The organism is Enterobacter sp. MEB024 (genome assembly GCF_030209635.1).
Classification (GTDB): Bacteria; Pseudomonadota; Gammaproteobacteria; order Enterobacterales; family Enterobacteriaceae; genus Enterobacter; species Enterobacter ludwigii.
The window spans coordinates 314,215-331,871 of record NZ_JARVRQ010000001.1 but is presented as its reverse complement, the minus strand read 5'-3'; the positions used below and the strand labels follow the sequence as shown (position 1 = coordinate 331,871).

Genomic DNA, 17,657 nt, shown 5'->3' with positions numbered 1-17,657 from the left:
TTCAACTACTTTATATCCGTCCAATTAAATTTCTTACCCGTTGTATCCTTAATTACAATCGGTTCTTGATAGTCCTGTAGCCACTTTTGCAAGCTAACGATATCATTTTCAACCCGATGTATTCCGAGCCATAATTCGGAAAGGGTATTCGCATCATCGGTAGACCATGGCGTATCGTAGTCTCCGATCAACTTATTCTTTCTTTCAACTTTAGGGCTATACCAAATGAAAGCTGGGACAGATAACGCTTCCCGGGGGGGATTAGCCCCTGCATGGTAATATACCACTGAACGTGAAGGATCGCGTATTAAGGCATGGTCAGAAAAGTAAAATACAGAAGAGCGTGTATTTGAAAGTTGGCTAAAAACTTTCCCCATAACATAATCCGTGAAGCGCACAGAGTTATCATAGCAATCATCATCTTTATTTCCATCTTTAAAGACGGATGCATCTTTTGGGAAGCGCGCGCAGGCTGGTTCGTGGCTACCATATAGATGTAGCACAATTAATTTCTTACCAGATGTTTTCAGCGTTGATTCAAGTTCCGGGAGCAAAGAGTCATCGAACCCCTGATCAATCCACTGATGGTGTTTGGTTTTCATAGCGATACCTGTAATCACATTATTATATGCGCCCCCTTTTCCCTGGTGGCTATACCAGTACGTATCGTACCCGGCTTTGTTCGCTATACTAATAATATTGTCACTGTACTTAACGGGATCTGCTTCCTGTACTGAATCAGCAGTGAGCGCAAGTGGCACAGCCATAATGGTCACTGGCGCGGGGCTAATGGCATGCTGGAACAACAGAAGATTTTTCCTTTCTGCTTCCAGTTCAGGAGTCGTGCTTCGCTCATATCCATATATGCTCATATTTGCACTGCGCTCAGACTCTCCAATAATAATCACATAATTATCAATTCCGGTATCTGATAGTGATATTGAATAGTCAGGTGTATTATTATTAATACTGGAGGCAATACTCATATCAGAGATGGCTTGCATAAAGACTGTAGCCGTGCTCAGCGGAGTTGAATTGACAACACGTTGAGCAAGGCTATCAACATTGCTTTTTCGTAATTGATGCAGTATACCCTGTACAGTATAGCCAGTTAGCAAAAGCACGAATAATATTGCAGGGTATCGCCTATACTTTAACGGCAGGGTACTTGTGCTACAGTTAATAGTTAAAATAAATAAACACAGCAACCCCATAAAAATTGCACAACTTCTCCAATAAACGCCTAACATTGAAAATGCTTCGCTACCTGTAGTATTTATTACACTTAATGCAAAACCATAGTCAAATTTAGCATTGAAGTGATTCCAGGCATACATCTGAAGAGATAAATCAGCAGCGATTAATGTTAAGGCTATAAAGCCAATAAGGTTTTTTAATACTTTGCTATTAATGCAAAGAAGTGTTAATAACAGAAAGGCAAAAACCAAGGTGCGATTAATGACCAAATTATAACGCGCACCAATAAAATTAACAATAACAACAATGGATACTGAAATTATAAAAAACGCCCCACTTAAAACAAATCTAAAATTATCATAACAAGTTTTTTTAAGAGTTAATAACATTTCATAGCACCTAAACTGGCTCGGTTTTTATCCGTTTTATTTAAATATAGAAAATAGTGTGGTTCTTGTTTATTATATAATCAGCTGAGCTTGATTAATTAATGCAAATATGCTCCATAAGCTCAAAGGGTTCACAGAATCAGGACGCCTTGTTTAGCTTTCTTGAGGACTTTTAGAATATGAAACGCTGCGGGTGCCAGAGTCTATAGTATGCCGGCAATCTTCGGTACTACGAGGATTAGTAGATTTCGATTTTCATACTTCGCTCTTTATCATGCTCCCTACTCCACTCAATGCGTTGTACGTCCGCATAACAGCCTATGGGCAGGGATGCGGCCATGAGGCCATATGCCAATATTCCTCCTTTTCATAATATTGCCCATTATGGGATTGGTTGTGTTCATAATTTAACCCAGACGATATATTCAATAATAGTACCTTGCATTGAATTTAGAATAAGTCGAGAAAAATAATGTCCACTCCCGGCACAAAGCGGACCGAAATAAGAGCCGCAAGGTCTGCTAGCAGCAAGGAATGAACATCAACAATTTTCGATCATAAACAAAAATGTACCCGAGCACCTAAACCTCGCGTTTTTCTGCCCATTTCAGCATCGCATCGAGAGCCGGACACAGCGCCTGCCCCCACTCAGTGAGCCGATATTCGACTTTCGGTGGAACCTGGGGATATACCCTACGTGACACAATGCCGTCGGCCTCCAGCTGTCGCAGCTGTTGTGCCAGCATCTTCTGCGAAATTTCGGGGATCAGTTTTTCAAAATCAGAATAGCGTTGCACCTTTCCGTCGAAAAGATGAAACAGAATAATGAGTTTCCAGCGACCTTCCAGCATTCGCAGAACTTGTTCCACGCCGCTTGCGGCGGTTTCAGGGCTATATAACTTACTCATAATTCAGTTGCTCACTTTTTTGTGCGTACTTGTCAATTTTAAAGTCTATGTTAAAAATTCCCGTACTGTAAATAACGGGAGTAAGGGCCATGTCATTATCTCTACCGCAAGCTATTTCAACCTATTTTGCGATCGGCAATGGTGCCGATATTGCCAGCGTTAAGCGCTGTTTTACCCTCAATGCCGTCGTGTTCGATGAAGGTAAAACCCATCGGGAGCACGCGGCAATCGAAGCGTGGCAACGCGCGGCGCGGGCTGCGTTCGACTATAGCGTTCACCCCATTGAAGTTCTCACGCAAGGCGATCGGGTAATAGTCACCACGAACGTTGTCGGTAATTTTCCCGGTAGCCCCGTGATGCTTACACATACTTTCGGCCTCGCTGGCGACAAGATTGCGACTCTGGAGATAATCTGATGCTGATGGATCTTGATTTACAGGGCAGACGTGTTCTGGTTACCGCAGGTACCAAAGGGATCGGCAAAGCAGTTGTCCACCTTTTAATACAGCAAGGGGCAACGGTGCTAACCACCGCGCGTCACGAGCCCGCAGAATCTACCGCAGACGCTTTCGTGGCGGCGGATCTGACCACCATCCAGGGATGTAATTTAGTCGTGGACGCCGTTCAGAAACACCTGGGCGGCGTCGATATCATTATCCACGTAGCAGGCGGTTCTACCGCTCCCGGCGGTGGGTTTGCAGCCCTTGGGGAAGAAGAATGGCAACAGGAGCTCAATCTTAATCTGTTGCCTGCGGTACGCTTAGATCGCGCGTTGTTGCCAGGGATGTTGGCGCAACAGGATGGGGTGATCATCCACGTCACCTCTATTCAGCGTGAACTGCCGTTACCGGAATCGACCACCGGATATGCGGCGGCCAAAGCGGCACTGTCGGCGTACAGCAAAAGCCTGTCGAAAGAGGTGTCCCCTAAGGGAATTCGGGTGGTGCGTGTGGCGCCTGGCTGGGTAGAAACCGAAGCATCGGTAGCGATGGCGGAACGACTTGCTCAGCAGGCAGGAACGGACTACGAGGGCGGTAAGCAGATCATCATGAATGCACTCGGTGGAATTCCGCTGGGCCGTCCCTCAAAGCCCATCGAAGTGGCGAACCTCATCGTCTTCCTCGCGTCATCCTGTGCTGCCACTATTACCGGTACGGAATATGTGATCGATGGCGGTACTGTCCCGACGGTATAATTTTATATCTTAAACAGTGCATTATTTTGAGCCTTTACGTTTCCTCACGACAAACGAGTGGCCAGGCGTAACGTCCGCTTAGGGCATAAAGCGGCCTGATATAAGAGCCGCAAGGTCTGACTTGAGGCATAGATGAAGGCAAAAAGTCGCGTGGCGTTGAGTCCATAATGAAACGAAAGCAGCAGTGAATGCCGCCGGGAATGGGTTTCAGCGTCAGCTCATGCTACGGAGCAGAACGCTACGCGCAACTTCAGGCCCGCGTAGAACAAAGGGCAGACGACCTCTTTGCAGACACTCAACATGCTGTGTCCAGCAATAAGCGATTACCTACCCTACTGAGACGCTTCAGCCAGTAATGCAGCCTGTACAGCAGGTCGGGCATTTATTTTTTCCATGTACGCCGGTAGCGCTGGCCAGCGTTCCAGTTGGATTGAGAAGAATTTACACCAACCCAGCACCGTAAAAAGATAGGCATCCGCTACGCTGAAGGATGAGCCAGTCAGAAAAGTGTTTTCGTTGAGCCTCGCCTGGAGTAAATCGAACTGTCGGAAGAGCTTATTCTGAAAAATCGCTTTGATGTCCTCGGGCAGTGCGGGGTTGAACAGCGGTGCCGAGCCAGCGTGTATTTCACTAGTGATAAAGTTTAGCCATTCCTGCAGACGCACCCGAGCCCAACTGTCTGCGCGCGGTGCCAGGCCATATTCTGGTTTAAGATCGGCGAGGTACTGCACAATGGCTGGCCCCTCAGTGAGTATCTGCCCATTATCCAATTCAAGTGCAGCGACATAACCTTTAGGGTTAATGGTGCGGAAGTCGCGACCATCAGCAGTGAGCTTGCTTTTGTTGTTAACCTTCACCAGTTCAAATTCAATTTCCAGTTCGCGCAGCACAATGTGCGGTGATAACGAACAGGCATCCGGGGCGTAATAGAGTTTCATGTTGTCTCCGTTAAATGTGTAAAGCCATCGAGAAATTCGAAGCAATTCTGAACTCACTGTATTTGACGCGTATTTCGCTGTAAAATTAATGATATAGAATCTAACTATTAGCTGAGCTACTGATAATCATGATGAATCTTTTACACTGGCGCCTGCTGGTGGCCGTCGCCGATGCCGGCAACATCTCGCGCGCCGCAGAAGAGATAGGAATGACTCAGTCAGGTGCCAGCCAGGCCATCGCCCAGCTCGAAGCTTCGCTTGGATTTCCGGTATTTACGCGTGAGCGACGGTATATCGGTATTACCGCGCTGGGTGAGCAGGTTATTGAAAATGCACGAAACATGCTTTTGCAGCTGAATGCCATTCGCATACTGGCTGATAAGAGCCGAGACTTACACCGAGGGCGCATTCGCCTGGCCAGTTTTCCCTCAGTGACATCCACATTGTTGCCAGGGCTTCTGCGCGACGTTAAGCGCCTGCACCCGGGTATTGAAATCGTTGTCCTGGAAGGCTCGGACGAGGAAGTCGAGGAGTGGCTTGCCGCTGATACCGTAGAACTTGGGGTGGTCATGAATCCCGGCCCCGGGCGTGCAGAGGTTATATTAGGACAGGATGCATGGGTCGCGGTAATACCAGCTAAACATCAGCTGGCACATCATGCCAGGGCTTATGGCATAACGCTAAAGGCGCTGGCAGACCAGCCCTTTATTCTGGCGACAGGCGGATGTGTCGTTAATGGAAAAAGCCTGATGGAAATGGCTGGTTTGCAACTTTCTGATATACGCGTGACAGTACGCGACTGGATTAGCGCCTGTAAGCTGGTCGGGGAAGAGATGGGCGTCGCCCTTGTACCTGAATCAGCCCTGCCGGAGACGCTGCGCAACCTGTGCGTGGCGCCTTTGACGCCTGCTATACACCGGGAATTTGGGCTGGTTTGTTCGTCATCTGGAGCGTCTTCTGATGCAACGCAGACGCTACTTAATGCGCTACGTAAGCGAAGATGAGCCAGCTGGTGTTATTCAATTCAGCGCCTTGTTAAATGTCCGCTTGTGGCACGAAGCGGACGAACTGACTGAGCAAAAGGTCCGCTATGAGCAATCAGCAGACGTTCATAATTAAGTCGCCATAGATCTTGCTCACAATGTCGTGTATCAATCAACTGGGAACAGGTCAAACTATATCAAAACTGTTAGTGATACAGTGGTATGCGAATATTTCAGAGACTAATCAGTATGAAGATTGTTTTTATCCCTGCGTTGATCATAGTCCTGATTGATAAAGAACAGGGCATGGGACGTGAATTGACCCGCGATGAGGTTGAGTCCATCCGCGATGACGCTACAGCCATCCGCCTGCCGGCCGAAGCAGCCGAGGATATAATCAGAGAGCGTGGCTACCGCGATATTGATCCAGAGAATGTCTGGCGCGAGTGGCAGGCGTATAAAGCTGACAGAATGTCGATGGGAACACGCTGCTTTAGTGGCACATGAAAATTGTGCACTTACACGTATGCGTTTACTCCGCGCCTGACGTGGAGCTGAGGAGCAACTTTGAGCGAACAGTGGAAGTTCGGCATGCATATTGACATCGAGAGTCTTGAGCAATGGGGAGCAAGTCAAAGGTTCGAAAGATAGCCACCTGGAAATGCTCTCCTTTGTACGTCATTGAGCAAGATCGGTCAGGCAAACTGAATCGCCTTCGAGCATATTAAGCAGCACGGAGGAAGTCATGTGTGATAATAAAACTGATAGTTACGCCAGACGCTTTAAACAGGTCTTTGATTATATTGACCACCATCTCGATGACGCTTTATTACTGGAAAAACTGAGTGAAGTGGCTCACTTCTCGCCATTTCATTTCCATCGTCAGTTTTGTAGTTATTGTGGGATGCCACCTGGCCGTTACATCCAGATGATGCGCTTAAAACGCGCATCTTATCGACTGGCTTTTAATCCGTTAGAGAAAATCACTGATATCGCGTACGACGCCGGTTTCCAGCATTCTGAATCATTTAGCCGTGCTTTCAGACAAATGTTCGGTCTATCACCGACGCAATTCCGCCAGCAGCCCCCCTGGGTGGATTGGCATAAGCGCATATCCGAACCTTACAAAGCCAGGAGACAAACCATGCAAAGCCAGGTCAGGATCATTACTTTCCCCGCGACGTCAGTCGCAATGCTGACACATTATGGACAACCGGAGCGAATAAACGAAACGGCGGCTCGCTTTATTGAATGGCGAAAAACCACGGGTTTTTCACCGGTTGCCAGTAGCCAGACATACGGTATTGCACCACACGATCCAACCTTAACGCCGCCGGATGAATTTGAGTTCCATATTTGCGGAACCGTCACGTCACCCATTATTGAAGACAATCGCTTCGGGGTGATAAATAGTGACATTCCGGCTGGTCGCTGTGCGGTGTTACGTCATCAGGGATCGCATGATGCGTTAACCGAGTTGGCTAAGTCTCTGTATCGTGACTGGTTGCCAGAGAGCGGAGAGGAACTTCGCGACTTCCCGCTTTTCTTTCATTACCACAACTTTGTGCATGAGGTAGCAGAACATGAATTACTCACGGATATCTTTTTGCCGTTAAAATGAGCTGATTCAGGGTTATTGTTTATCGTTGACCTGCTCCCCATCGATTAAAACAGTGATATTTGCAACGTCCGCTTCTGGCACAAAGCGACCAAACTAATTGATCAGAAGGTCCACTACGAGCGAGGAGCGGACCTTAGTGCTGTCCGCCGATTGGTCATGTTTCGGCGAGCCGAGTGGTAATTCAGCTGGCTGCATAGTCATGCATCCGGATATATTTTACCGGGCGCGTTTCCAGTCGTTTTCCGGGTCAATACATAGCAGTTTTATCTTTTCTCATCGTAAGCGTCGCCAGTAACTCAAAGGCGCTACCGGTAACGACGTTAGGGTAAATCTCCTGCTTTTAACAAGCCGATTGCATGGTCAAGTTGCTTATAGAGTTTGTGTCTCAAATCATCTAACTCGTCATTTTCTCGAATTAGAGGTATTCCATTTTTATGGAGAACAATATCGTTAAATGACCCCATCCCGCCGTAGAGTTTTTTCAATGAGTAAATGGATGACTCACAATCAACATCGAGTTCGATGGCCAGTTTTTCAAATGTTTTTGCCCATGAACCCTCCTCATTTGAGGATAGTATTTTAATGATGTCAGTTACTGTTTTCTTTATTTCATTTTTCATTTCAAACCACTACTTCCAAGTATCTTAACGTCAGGTATTTTCCACGGTGCAGGTACTACAACTTGCTCAGAGCCACCGGAAAAAAGGTCTGTTTGATAGTGTAGTGGCTCATTAAATTTTGTCCTTCGAACAGAGGAGACCGCGTCCGCTCCTGGCACAAAGCGGCCAAACTAACGGAGCAGAAGGTCCGCTGTGAGCGATGAGAGGACGTTGAGTTTCTAGTAAAACTGACATGAAAACGTCCAAAGTCCCTCTGGGGATTTGTGAAAGTAGCCGATACCATTGTCCGCCCACATCCAGTTTACTTTTTCTTCTGACCCCACTTGAAAGACAAAATCTTGAATCCCCACACCATGTTGTATCTCCATTGGATATCCTCCAACCTTGGTTCCCCTGTACCGGTTAAAACCATCATAGAATCTATCACTTGCATCCTCATCATCGTTTACGTCAGACAAGTCAATAATATCCCAAGCATCCTCCCATCCTGGAGCATCATCATTGACACTCACCCACCGAACCGGAAATGCTCGATATGGAGTGTTAATTGCAGGCAATAACTCAAGCCCATCAAGGGTGGCGTATTCTCGTATTAGCCACCCCTCGCCATGAGGTTTATCAAATGGATGGCTTTCCATATTATGATAAAGCACTAAGAGCGCGATCCCCTTCAGTTGTTCAGGAATCACGGGAAGCTCATCTACGCGAATCTGGAGAAGCGGAAACATCGGCTGCCCCTTCCAAACTGGCAACCCTTCACCTGGAAGAGCGACTCCTTTTAAAAACCAGGATGTAATTGGGTCTGCTGTAGGGCGGAAACCACCGACTTGTGCCACAGATGCAGTACGTAATTTGGATCTGAGTTCTTCTAAAACTAACGCACTCTTGGATTTCATAATTGCATCCTTGCGTATGCCCATACTCTTGGATTCTGAAATGGAGGAGTTTTTATTATATATCGTAATTATTACCCAACAGACCTAAATATTTCTGTGCTTCCTCTTCAGAATAGTAACGGAGGTCCGCTTCTTGCACAAAGCGGACCGACATAAAAGCCGTACGATCAGCTACGAGCAAAAAACGGAAGTGACCTAAATTTATCATGGTCATGAGATTCAGTCTGAAGCAAGGTGAAGAATGTCCGATAAATCGATGTGCGAGATAGCGTTCTTCGTTAATCACACCATGAGGTGCTTTCTGGTGATATGGTTATACCCTCACCATCCTTAAAGAGAGAACACTAATGATTGTAAGGACCTGGCATGGATGTGTTCCGCTTGAACATGCGGAAGGTTTTGCAAAACACCTTGAAAAAACAGGGGTAGAGCATTCCAGGAGCATATCGGGGAACAAAGGCGCGTTCGTTCGCAGAGAAACGCAGGGAAGTTGGGAGCATTTCTTTCTGGCAACTTACTGGCAGGATCTGCAGTCAGTGAAGGCATTTGCTGGAGAAAACTATCATGTGGCGGTCACTTACCCGGATGATGAAGAATTTAAGCTACTTTCTGACCCTTACGTTTTCCAGCATGTTGTTGAGGCAATTTCACCGCTTTAATGTCATCTTCCGGGTATCCTGTCGGTATCCCTGAATTGTCGTAATCCCTGATTTGCCATAACCCCCATATTGACTCAACGCATCCACTTAGGGCACAGAGCAGCCTGTTTCATTTGGTATCAACATGCTGCTCTGTGCGAAGACTGTTCTGTTTAACATCCCCCCGATTTAGACCCTATCACTCAGGTCTTCGCGGGTTGGACCTTGAAAGTAGAGGCTACTTATATGACAACTGCGCGGTTGAGCCAACACAAAACGAATCGCTTCCCAGACCGATCGCCCGTTCAAGAGCCGCTCTCCCATTCTGCATTGACTATCGACACTCGAATCTAACCCTGTAAGTTCGAAATCAGGAGGGTACAGTCCGGTAACCCGTATATTTTCTTTGGACAATTGCTGTGCGAGTTTTGTTGTAAATCCGCTGAGCCCATGTTTGCTGGCGAAAAAAGCGGGGTGCGCAATTGAATCCGTGAAATTCGGGATCCCGCAGGAAGAGATAATTGAGACGATATCAGCACTGTCTGAACGTCTTAATCCAGGCATCAGAGCCTGCGTCAGAAGAATCGACGCTGTCAGGCCGGAACTGACGGTATTAATAATGTCGGTATCAGGCTGGTCGTCTAACGTTCCTGACAACCACTGGGCAGCATTGAGAATTAAAATATCGATGGGCTTGTCTGAAGTTAATAGCTGTGAAGAAAACGCAGAAAGGGATTCAGGCCGGGTTAAATCACAGATATACCCTTTTGCCATACCGCCTTCAGCAGTGATGATGCTGCATGTTTTTTGAATATCATCAGCCCGCCGCGCGCAAAATTCTACCTCAACGCCTTCCCGCGCCAGCCATACGCACAGCGCCTGACCAAATCCCCTGCCCCCACCCGTAATAACCGCTCTTTTGCCTCTCAGCATCTCCATACGTCCTTTCATTAATGGGTATGTTTATGGAGATATAGCATGAGGAGAGGGAGTGACATCTTTCCGTGAGTGCTATTTTAGATGCGGGCATGGCGTCTGCGATGCGCGATAAACGCCCCCTGCAATGAATACCCTCCTGAGTTCAGGCCATCATGACCACAATACTTAGCGTTCAAGCGCAGTAAGGATTGCGGCTTCCATTTTCTCGGGGGTGGTGATCGGCGCAAAACGCTTGAGCGGTTTACCGTCGCGTCCGATCAGGAACTTGGTGAAGTTCCACTTGATTCGTCCCCCCAGCACGCCGGGCAATTCGTTTTTCAGATAGCGAAACACCGGATGCGCTGCGGCTCCGTTGACCTCGATCTTCTCGAATATCGGGAAGCTCACACCGTAATGAATGTGACAGGTCCTGGCGATGTCGTCGGCATCGCCGGGTTCCTGTTTACCGAACTGGTTGCAGGGGAACCCAAGCACCACCAGCCCCTGAGCGGCGTATTTCTTATAAAGCGCCTCAAGGCCGCCGTATTGTGGCGTGAAGCCACATTGGCTGGCGGTATTCACGACCAGCACCACCTTGCCAGCGAAGTCGAGCATAGCGACAGGCTCTCCATCCAGACGGGTGGCTGTCAGTTGATAAAACGTGGTCATAGCGGGATCCTCAACGCAGAACCTGTTCGACGCCAACATTACCACGTCGCGCACAGCGGCGGGGAATGAAACGTGGGAAGTCGGTTCTGTTTCTGGTTGCGCGGCAGGTCTGGAAACTTACCCTAAATAATAGCGAAGTATAAAGGCAAACATCACGCCGGAGATCACCGTCACCGGCATTGAAAAGCGCATTGCAACAATCAACGTTAACCCTAACGCGATCAGATCTGCGGGATTTCCGGAGGCAAAAAAAGGCGCAATGAAAGCCAGCATGACACAACCGGGAGAGGATTTAAGTACCGTCATCGCCCTGGGCGTAAGCACCCGGTTTCGTAATATAAGATAAGCGGTCACACGCGTTGCATACGTGGTGAGTGCCATTAATACGATGGCGATGAAGGTCTGATAATCAGGCATCCTCTCCCCCTAAAAATGCGGCAACGGCTAATCCTGCTAAAGGGCCAGCAATGACGTACCACAGGCCGGCAATAAAATGACATACCGCCACGGAGACGACCAGACTGATTATCCAGGGCACGGCTTTACGAATGCCATTCCACATGCCTCTGACCAGCACAAGAAAGACCGCCGGAAAGGCCATATCAAAACCATACTGGTGAACATCGCCCAGCACCGGGCCAATTAACGCACCGAGTGCGGTACAGAAAACCCACATCGTATAGAAAGATAAAGAGACCGCCATATAATATGGCATGCTGAACAGTGGCGCCGTTTTGTTATTTCTGGAATGCGCGTCATTATAACTGAGTGCCCAACTCTCATCCGTCATAAAAAAAAGCGCAGGTAAGACTTTTCGTTTTGGAAAACGAGAAAGTAAGGGAACCAGCGTCGCCCCCATTAAAATATGACGACTGTTTACCAGTAATGTTACGGCCATAATAAGTAAAAAAGGTGGCGGCGACGTCCAGATTTGTATGGCGGCAAATTCAGACCCGCCGGCAAAATTTAATCCTGTCATCAAGGGAACGTCGAGAGGCGTGAGCCCCTTATGGCTTGCCTGCGCACCCAACACCAGCGCAAATGGGATCACGCCCAGTAATACGGGTAACCCATCTTTCAGGCCACGAAGAATTTCTTTTTTCTTCGTTTCACTCTTATCCAGTAATGGTCTGGCAGAACTGACATCCACACGTTGTTCACTCATGCGTTTCGCTCATTTCGTCTATTTCAAATACTGGCGCCAGAATAAAAGATGTGACACTATCAGTAAATATAAATAGTGTCACATTACACTTATGGTAATCTCATGCGCGAACGTTCTCCGTGGCAACCCCATCTTGCAGAAGGCAATTCATCCCCTACCGATCGGCTGGTCCAGGCGTTGTCAGACGATATTCTTTCAGGCCTGCTGAGGCTCGGCGCGCGCCTTCCGGCGCATCGTGAACTGGCAGATACGCTCGGTATCGCGGTGGGTACTGTAACGAAAGCCTATGGGATCCTGGAGAGACGGGGTCTGGTGCGAAGCGTTAAGGGCAGCGGAATGTTTGTCGCGCTGGCCAATTCCAGAAGCCGAACCTTTATCGACCTGTCGCAAAACACCCCGCCGGCAGCACTGACCTCCCGGTCACTGAGTAAGACACTCACCACCCTCGCCCGGCGTCCTGACATGGATATGTTTAACACTTACGCCCCGGCAACGGGCCATGATGAACACCGGCGGCTTCTTGCGCAGTGGTTCAGTCGTCTGGGTGTCCCGGCCGATTACCAGCATCTCATCTTAACGAACGGTGCTCAGCATGCGCTCTCTGTAGCGTTGTCTACGGTCTGTGAACCTTTTGGCCGACTGTACGTTGAGGCCCAGACCTATTCAGGGCTGATTCAGCTGTCGCATTTACTGAAGCTCACATTAGTGGGGATCCCGATGGATGACGAAGGCATGGATGTCTCTGTTCTGGAAAAGACCCTCGATGAAAATGCGGAAAAAGGCGGTGCTGTCTATGTCACGCCGCTCTTACAAAGTCCGTCCACACGCATTATGAGCCTGGCCCGCCGTCAGGAACTGGTTCGGGTTTGTCGGGAAAGGGGCATAAAGATTATTGAGGATGATGTTTATCGGCTGATGAGCACGACAGAATTGCCACAGATTGCCAAAATAGCCCCCGATATCACCTTATATGTGAATAGCTTATCTAAGATCCTTAATCCAGCATTGCGGATTGGCGGGCTACTGGTACCGGAGGCGCTGTATTCACGAGCAGAATCCATGCTGAGGGCAACGGCGATGATGGTCTCTCCGCTAAGCAGCTCCATCATGGAGCAATGGCTGATTGATGGCACAGCAGAAACCGTCACCCTCGCAATTGAACACGAAACCCGGCGTCGTTACCAACTCGCTATCGACATTTTAGGAGAGCACGTTTATCGCTCGGGGCTGCCCAGCTTTCATCTCTGGTTACCGTTTTCACGCGATGATGCGCACTCTTTCTACAATGCAGCGCTGGCGACAGGCATCAAAGTGACAGCACCGGCCTCGACTGAAGTGGGTCAACAGTCGGATCAGTACGGCGTCAGGTTATGTATTGGCGGAACGGAGTTCAGCCAGTTAAAGCAAGCACTCTTGAAACTCAACGAGATTGCCGGGCAACTCAAACAGAAACCAGACCCGTTCCCGCTTTTTAATGTATGAATGACAGGATAGGTCTGACTCCTGTTTCTTCTGACGAGGGTAATGTCATTCCCTTTATGTGCTCAAAAAATCAGCGGCGATTCGATCAGCATTTTTTCATAATATTTTTATCAGTCGCCATGATGAAATAGACAATGCTTATACAATCGGTAAAGCGTATGGATGGGTCTTATGCTGCCATTCGACGCGAAGCGTAAACGCTTTTTTACGGGCCAGGTCAGGCGTTGTCTGCTTCAAAAAAATTGCCGTATTTGTTATATTGTTACTTATTGATTATTCACCTCTGCGGTGCCAAAAAGAACAAGATTCACCGCAACCCAGGACAAAGAAATGTTAGATTACCGCTTCCCGACAGCTTTGCAGATGGTTCTCAGCGTAGCGATGGCGGAGCAATCGGGTGAACGTTCGACGAGTGCGATTCTGGCCTACGGACTGGAAGCAAATCCGAGCTTTATCCGCAAGTTGATGGTTCCGCTTACGCGTGACGGCATTATCGTCTCAACCCTTGGCCGTAACGGTTCTATTCATCTTGGTCGTCCGGCGGATAAGATCACCCTGCGTGATATCTATGTTTCTGTCATAGAAGATAAAAAGCTGTGGGCGTCGCGTCCTGACGTACCGGCTCGCTGCGTCGTCAGCGCCAATGCGTGCTGGTACTTCAAATCTATCGCCGATGAAGCGGAGCAGGCTTCGTTAGAGGTTCTGGCTCAACATACCGTGGCCAGCGCGCTGGAAAAGGTCAAAAAAGCCGATACCAGCGGGTGCGATCCGGTGCCTGAAATTGAAGGCCTGCATAAAAAAGCGTAGTCATGCCCTTCCTGATACGAAAAAAAACCGCCTTAACGAGAAGGCGGTTTTTTTGTGCCCTGTAAAAACCTAGGCAGGTAAAACGTCGTTGACCGGTTTGCCGCGCGTAACGAATTTACGCAGCGTCACGTAAAACACCGGCGTCAGGAACAGACCAAACAGCGTCACGCCCAGCATCCCGGAGAACACCGTGATCCCGGTGACACCGCGCACTTCTGCGCCTGCGCCGTGGCCGAGGATCAGCGGAATCGTCCCGGCAATAAAGGCGATGGAGGTCATCACAATCGGGCGTAAACGCAGGCGGCATGCTTCCAGCGCCGCTTCCATAATCCCTTTCCCCTGAAGCTCCAGCTCGCGCGCAAACTCAACGATAAGAATCGCGTTTTTACATGCCAGCCCCATGAGTACCACCAGCCCCACCTGCACGAAGACGTTGTTATCGCCCCCGGTCAGCCAGACACCAAACAACGCGGACAGCATCGTCATCGGAACGATCAGGATCACCGCCAGCGGCAGGGTCCAGCTTTCATAAAGTGCGGCCAGCACCAGGAAAGCCAGCAGCACCGCGACCGGGAAGACGATCAGCGCCGTGTTGCCCTGAGTGGCCTGCTGGAAGCTCAGATCCGTCCATTCAATATTCATCCCGTTCGGCAGGATCTGCTTAGACATTCCGTCCAGTTGCGTCATCGCCTGTGCCGAAGAGAGAATGCGCGGATCGGCATCGCCAATCAGATCCGCCGCCGGATAACCGTTATAACGGATCACCGGATCCGGCCCGTAGGTGGTGCTGATATTCACCATACTGCCGATCGGCACCATTTCGCCCTGATTATTACGGGTGCGCAAATTCGCAATGTCTTCCACGCTGTCACGGAACGGCCCGTCGGCCTGCGCCATCACGCGCCAGGTACGCCCGAACTGGTTAAAATCGTTCACATAAGACGATCCCAGATAGGTTTGCAGCGTACCGAACAGATCGGTCAGCGACACGCCCTGCGCTTTCGCCTTATCTCGATCAACCTGCACATCCAGCTGCGGAACGTTAGCCTGGTAGGTTGAGATCGGGAAATGCATCCCCGGCGTCTGCATAATCGCACCGGACATGGTGTTCACCGCGTTTTGCAGCGCACCATAGCCCAGACCGCCGCGATCCTGGATGTACAGCGAATAACCCGACCCCTGCCCCAGCCCTAAAATCGGCGGTGGCAAAATGGAGAAACCAAAGCCCTGCTGAATTTGAGCGATTTTGGCATTGATCTCAGCGTTAATTTCCGCCGCCGTATGTTTACGCTGATCGAACGGTTTCAGACCAAAGAAGACCGTCCCGGTATTCGGCGTGTTGGTGAACTGCAGCGCGTTAAGCCCAGGAAAAGCGACCGCATAATCCACGCCTTCGGTATTCATCCCGATTTCGCTCATTTTGCGGATCACCGCATCGGTGCGGGCCAGTGAAGAACCTTCCGGCATTTTCACGCCGCCAATTAAATACAGCTTATCCTGGGTAGGTATAAACCCGCCGGGGACCGCTTTAAACATGACGCCAGCCGCGCACAGCAGCAGCACATAAACAACAAACACCGCGCCACGGCGTCCGAGCGTTTTCCCCACCAGCCCCTGATAACCGTTTGAGCTACGGTGGAAAAAGCGGTTAAACGGACGGAACAGCCAGCCAAACAGACGATCAATAAGCCGGGTCGGGTAGTCTTTCGGGGCGCCGTGCGGTTTTAACAGCAGCGCTGCCAGTGCCGGCGAGAGCGTCAGCGAGTTGATGGCGGAAATCACCGTCGAAATCGCGATAGTCACCGCAAACTGTTTGTAGAACTGGCCGGTTACCCCGGAGAGGAACGCCATCGGTACAAACACCGCGCACAGCACCAGCGCAATCGCGATAATCGGCCCCGAAACTTCACGCATCGCCTGATGCGCCGCCTGAAGCGGAGAAAGCCCCTCTTCGATATTTCGCTCGACGTTTTCCACCACCACGATGGCGTCATCCACGACGATACCGATAGCCAGCACCAGCCCGAACAAACTCAGGGTATTCAGTGAGAAGCCAAGCAGGTAGAGAATGCTGAACGTCCCCACAACCGATACCGGCACCGCGATCAGCGGAATAATCGACGCGCGCCAGGTCTGCAGGAACAGGATCACCACCAGTACTACCAGCACCACCGCTTCCAGCAGGGTCTGCACGACCGCGCGAATGGAATCGCGAACGAAAACCGTCGGGTCGTACGGTGCTGCCCATTTCATATCTTCCGGGAAACGCGTGGCCAGTTCGTTCATTTTCGCGCGCACGGCGTTAGACAAATCGATGGCGTTCGCGCCCGGGGACTGGAAGATACCAATCCCGACCGCGTCTTTGTTGTTGAGCTGGGAACGCAGCGCATAGCTGCCAGAGCCCATTTCAATACGCGCCACGTCGCGCAGGCGTACCAGCGAGCCGTCTTGCGCCGTTTTCAGAATAATATTGCCAAACTCTTCTTCCGTGTGCAGACGCCCCTGGGCGTTGATGGAGATCAGGAAATCGCTCTCTTTCGGCAGCGGCTCGGCGCCAAGCTGTCCGGCAGAAACCTGAACGTTTTGCTCCTGCATCGCCGTCACGACATCCGAGGCCGTCAACCCGCGGGCTGCCACCTTGTCGGGATCCAGCCAGATGCGCATCGCGTATTCGCCAGAGCCAAAAATCTGAATCTGACCCACGCCCGGCAGACGCGCCAGTTCGTCCTTCACTTTAAGCGTGGCGTAGTTACGCATATACAGTGAATCGTACTTGCCGCCCGGCGAAAACAGATGCACCACCAGCGTCAGCGTCGGTGATTGTTTCTGGGTGGTAATGCCCAGACGTCGTACATCTTCTGGCAGACGCGCCTCGGCCTGTGACACGCGGTTTTGCACCTGAACCTGCGCCTGATCCGGGTCGGTACCCGGGCGGAACGTCACGGTGGTTACCAGTACGCCGTCAGAGCCTGCAACGGATTTCATGTACATCATGTTTTCAACGCCGTTGATGGCTTCTTCCAGCGGCGTCGCCACGGTTTCTGCAATCACTTTCGGGTTGGCACCCGGATACTCCGCGCGCACCTGCACGCTTGGCGGTACAACGTCAGGATATTCGCTCACCGGCAACAGCGGGATAGCGATTAATCCTGTGATGAAAATCAGAATCGACAGTACTGCGGCGAAAATCGGCCTGTCGATAAAAAAGCGGGAAAAGTCCATATGTCGGAT

The 17,657-nt window shown here is 49.9% G+C and carries 18 protein-coding genes; 8 read left to right on the top strand and 10 right to left on the bottom strand.

Going from position 1 to position 17,657, the window contains the following annotated elements:
• Positions 1–5: 5 nt before the first annotated feature.
• Positions 6–1,586 (bottom strand): phosphoethanolamine transferase, encoded by a 1,581-nt coding sequence (locus tag QRN24_RS01520; RefSeq protein WP_284942248.1) that lies wholly within the window; start codon positions 1,584–1,586, stop codon positions 6–8.
• Positions 1,587–2,167: 581 nt separating this feature from the next.
• Positions 2,168–2,494, bottom strand: a complete 327-nt coding sequence (locus tag QRN24_RS01515; protein ID WP_014169010.1) for a winged helix-turn-helix transcriptional regulator — start codon at positions 2,492–2,494, stop codon at positions 2,168–2,170.
• Between the two features lie 89 nt (positions 2,495–2,583).
• Here QRN24_RS01515 and QRN24_RS01510 point away from each other — a divergent pair, with 89 nt between their 5' ends.
• Both QRN24_RS01510 and QRN24_RS01505 read left to right on the top strand, forming a co-directional pair.
• The gene (locus tag QRN24_RS01510; RefSeq protein WP_284942247.1) at positions 2,584–2,910 is read left to right on the top strand and encodes a nuclear transport factor 2 family protein; all 327 of its coding nucleotides are present in this window, start codon (positions 2,584–2,586) and stop codon (positions 2,908–2,910) included.
• The gene (locus tag QRN24_RS01505) at positions 2,910–3,689 is read left to right on the top strand and encodes an SDR family oxidoreductase (RefSeq protein ID WP_044867639.1); all 780 of its coding nucleotides are present in this window, start codon (positions 2,910–2,912) and stop codon (positions 3,687–3,689) included. Before QRN24_RS01510 ends, QRN24_RS01505 begins: the two co-directional genes overlap by 1 nt.
• Before the next feature lie 332 nt (positions 3,690–4,021).
• On the opposite strand, the gene gstA is transcribed toward QRN24_RS01505, so the two are convergent.
• On the bottom strand, positions 4,022–4,627 hold the full coding sequence (gene gstA / locus QRN24_RS01500; RefSeq protein WP_044867640.1) for a glutathione transferase GstA: 606 nt from the start codon (positions 4,625–4,627) through the stop codon (positions 4,022–4,024).
• Positions 4,628–4,755: 128 nt separating this feature from the next.
• Between gstA and QRN24_RS01495 the strand changes: the two genes are divergently transcribed.
• From QRN24_RS01495 to QRN24_RS01485, 3 genes are all read left to right on the top strand, one after another.
• Positions 4,756–5,631, top strand: coding sequence for a LysR family transcriptional regulator (locus QRN24_RS01495; protein WP_032677603.1), 876 nt, complete (start codon positions 4,756–4,758; stop codon positions 5,629–5,631).
• A gap of 228 nt (positions 5,632–5,859) precedes the next feature.
• Entirely contained in the window at positions 5,860–6,117 is a 258-nt protein-coding gene (locus QRN24_RS01490; RefSeq protein ID WP_044867641.1) for a hypothetical protein, read from the top strand.
• Positions 6,118–6,355: 238 nt separating this feature from the next.
• Positions 6,356–7,231, top strand: a complete 876-nt coding sequence (locus QRN24_RS01485; protein ID WP_044867642.1) for an AraC family transcriptional regulator — start codon at positions 6,356–6,358, stop codon at positions 7,229–7,231.
• A gap of 320 nt (positions 7,232–7,551) precedes the next feature.
• Here QRN24_RS01485 and QRN24_RS01480 read toward each other — a convergent pair whose 3' ends face one another.
• Positions 7,552–7,851, bottom strand: a complete 300-nt coding sequence (locus QRN24_RS01480) for a DUF6966 domain-containing protein (protein ID WP_044867644.1) — start codon at positions 7,849–7,851, stop codon at positions 7,552–7,554.
• Between the two features lie 218 nt (positions 7,852–8,069).
• Positions 8,070–8,747: a DUF1963 domain-containing protein gene (locus QRN24_RS01475; protein ID WP_050737422.1), complete on the bottom strand. Its 678-nt coding sequence runs from the start codon at positions 8,745–8,747 to the stop codon at positions 8,070–8,072.
• 347 nt (positions 8,748–9,094) lie between these two features.
• Between QRN24_RS01475 and QRN24_RS01470 the strand changes: the two genes are divergently transcribed.
• Positions 9,095–9,406, top strand: a complete 312-nt coding sequence (locus QRN24_RS01470; RefSeq protein ID WP_025204747.1) for a hypothetical protein — start codon at positions 9,095–9,097, stop codon at positions 9,404–9,406.
• Positions 9,407–9,574: 168 nt separating this feature from the next.
• Here QRN24_RS01470 and QRN24_RS01465 read toward each other — a convergent pair whose 3' ends face one another.
• The 4 genes from QRN24_RS01465 to QRN24_RS01450 all read right to left on the bottom strand — a co-directional run bounded on the left by QRN24_RS01465 (position 9,575) and on the right by QRN24_RS01450 (position 12,137).
• Positions 9,575–10,318 carry an SDR family oxidoreductase gene (locus QRN24_RS01465; RefSeq protein ID WP_284942246.1) on the bottom strand — a complete coding sequence of 248 codons (744 nt, stop codon included), beginning with the start codon at positions 10,316–10,318 and terminating at the stop codon, positions 9,575–9,577.
• A 171-nt stretch (positions 10,319–10,489) separates the two neighbouring features.
• Complete coding sequence (locus QRN24_RS01460) at positions 10,490–10,972, bottom strand: glutathione peroxidase (RefSeq protein ID WP_020885093.1); 483 nt, start codon at positions 10,970–10,972, stop codon at positions 10,490–10,492.
• 117 nt (positions 10,973–11,089) lie between these two features.
• A complete protein-coding gene (locus QRN24_RS01455; protein ID WP_044859032.1) occupies positions 11,090–11,389 on the bottom strand; it encodes an AzlD family protein in 300 nt (99 codons plus the stop codon).
• Positions 11,382–12,137, bottom strand: coding sequence for an AzlC family ABC transporter permease (locus tag QRN24_RS01450; protein ID WP_032677597.1), 756 nt, complete (start codon positions 12,135–12,137; stop codon positions 11,382–11,384). The genes QRN24_RS01455 and QRN24_RS01450 overlap by 8 nt, the downstream gene beginning before the upstream one ends.
• A gap of 102 nt (positions 12,138–12,239) precedes the next feature.
• Here QRN24_RS01450 and QRN24_RS01445 point away from each other — a divergent pair, with 102 nt between their 5' ends.
• Positions 12,240–13,619, top strand: a complete 1,380-nt coding sequence (locus QRN24_RS01445; RefSeq protein WP_032681493.1) for an aminotransferase-like domain-containing protein — start codon at positions 12,240–12,242, stop codon at positions 13,617–13,619.
• 330 nt (positions 13,620–13,949) lie between these two features.
• Entirely contained in the window at positions 13,950–14,426 is a 477-nt protein-coding gene (gene oqxR / locus QRN24_RS01440) for an efflux pump transcriptional repressor OqxR (protein ID WP_020885097.1), read from the top strand.
• Between the two features lie 69 nt (positions 14,427–14,495).
• On the opposite strand, the gene oqxB is transcribed toward oqxR, so the two are convergent.
• Positions 14,496–17,648, bottom strand: coding sequence for a multidrug efflux RND transporter permease subunit OqxB (oqxB, locus tag QRN24_RS01435; protein ID WP_284942245.1), 3,153 nt, complete (start codon positions 17,646–17,648; stop codon positions 14,496–14,498).
• Positions 17,649–17,657: the final 9 nt, after the last annotated feature.

What these genes read in the sequence shown, in the direction of transcription:
- QRN24_RS01505 (WP_044867639.1), top strand. Translation starts at nt 2,910, where the DNA reads ATGCTGATGGATCTTGATTTACAGGGCAGACGTGTTCTGGTTACCGCA.
- QRN24_RS01480 (WP_044867644.1), bottom strand. Translation starts at nt 7,851, where the DNA reads ATGAAAAATGAAATAAAGAAAACAGTAACTGACATCATTAAAATACTA.
- QRN24_RS01490 (WP_044867641.1), top strand. Translation starts at nt 5,860, where the DNA reads ATGAAGATTGTTTTTATCCCTGCGTTGATCATAGTCCTGATTGATAAA.
- QRN24_RS01515 (WP_014169010.1), bottom strand. Translation starts at nt 2,494, where the DNA reads ATGAGTAAGTTATATAGCCCTGAAACCGCCGCAAGCGGCGTGGAACAA.
- QRN24_RS01445 (WP_032681493.1), top strand. Translation starts at nt 12,240, where the DNA reads ATGCGCGAACGTTCTCCGTGGCAACCCCATCTTGCAGAAGGCAATTCA.
- QRN24_RS01485 (WP_044867642.1), top strand. Translation starts at nt 6,356, where the DNA reads ATGTGTGATAATAAAACTGATAGTTACGCCAGACGCTTTAAACAGGTC.
- gstA (WP_044867640.1), bottom strand. Translation starts at nt 4,627, where the DNA reads ATGAAACTCTATTACGCCCCGGATGCCTGTTCGTTATCACCGCACATT.
- oqxB (WP_284942245.1), bottom strand. Translation starts at nt 17,648, where the DNA reads ATGGACTTTTCCCGCTTTTTTATCGACAGGCCGATTTTCGCCGCAGTA.
- QRN24_RS01465 (WP_284942246.1), bottom strand. Translation starts at nt 10,318, where the DNA reads ATGCTGAGAGGCAAAAGAGCGGTTATTACGGGTGGGGGCAGGGGATTT.
- QRN24_RS01450 (WP_032677597.1), bottom strand. Translation starts at nt 12,137, where the DNA reads ATGAGTGAACAACGTGTGGATGTCAGTTCTGCCAGACCATTACTGGAT.
- QRN24_RS01455 (WP_044859032.1), bottom strand. Translation starts at nt 11,389, where the DNA reads ATGCCTGATTATCAGACCTTCATCGCCATCGTATTAATGGCACTCACC.
- oqxR (WP_020885097.1), top strand. Translation starts at nt 13,950, where the DNA reads ATGTTAGATTACCGCTTCCCGACAGCTTTGCAGATGGTTCTCAGCGTA.
- QRN24_RS01460 (WP_020885093.1), bottom strand. Translation starts at nt 10,972, where the DNA reads ATGACCACGTTTTATCAACTGACAGCCACCCGTCTGGATGGAGAGCCT.
- QRN24_RS01475 (WP_050737422.1), bottom strand. Translation starts at nt 8,747, where the DNA reads ATGAAATCCAAGAGTGCGTTAGTTTTAGAAGAACTCAGATCCAAATTA.
- QRN24_RS01470 (WP_025204747.1), top strand. Translation starts at nt 9,095, where the DNA reads ATGATTGTAAGGACCTGGCATGGATGTGTTCCGCTTGAACATGCGGAA.
- QRN24_RS01495 (WP_032677603.1), top strand. Translation starts at nt 4,756, where the DNA reads ATGATGAATCTTTTACACTGGCGCCTGCTGGTGGCCGTCGCCGATGCC.
- QRN24_RS01510 (WP_284942247.1), top strand. Translation starts at nt 2,584, where the DNA reads ATGTCATTATCTCTACCGCAAGCTATTTCAACCTATTTTGCGATCGGC.
- QRN24_RS01520 (WP_284942248.1), bottom strand. Translation starts at nt 1,586, where the DNA reads ATGTTATTAACTCTTAAAAAAACTTGTTATGATAATTTTAGATTTGTT.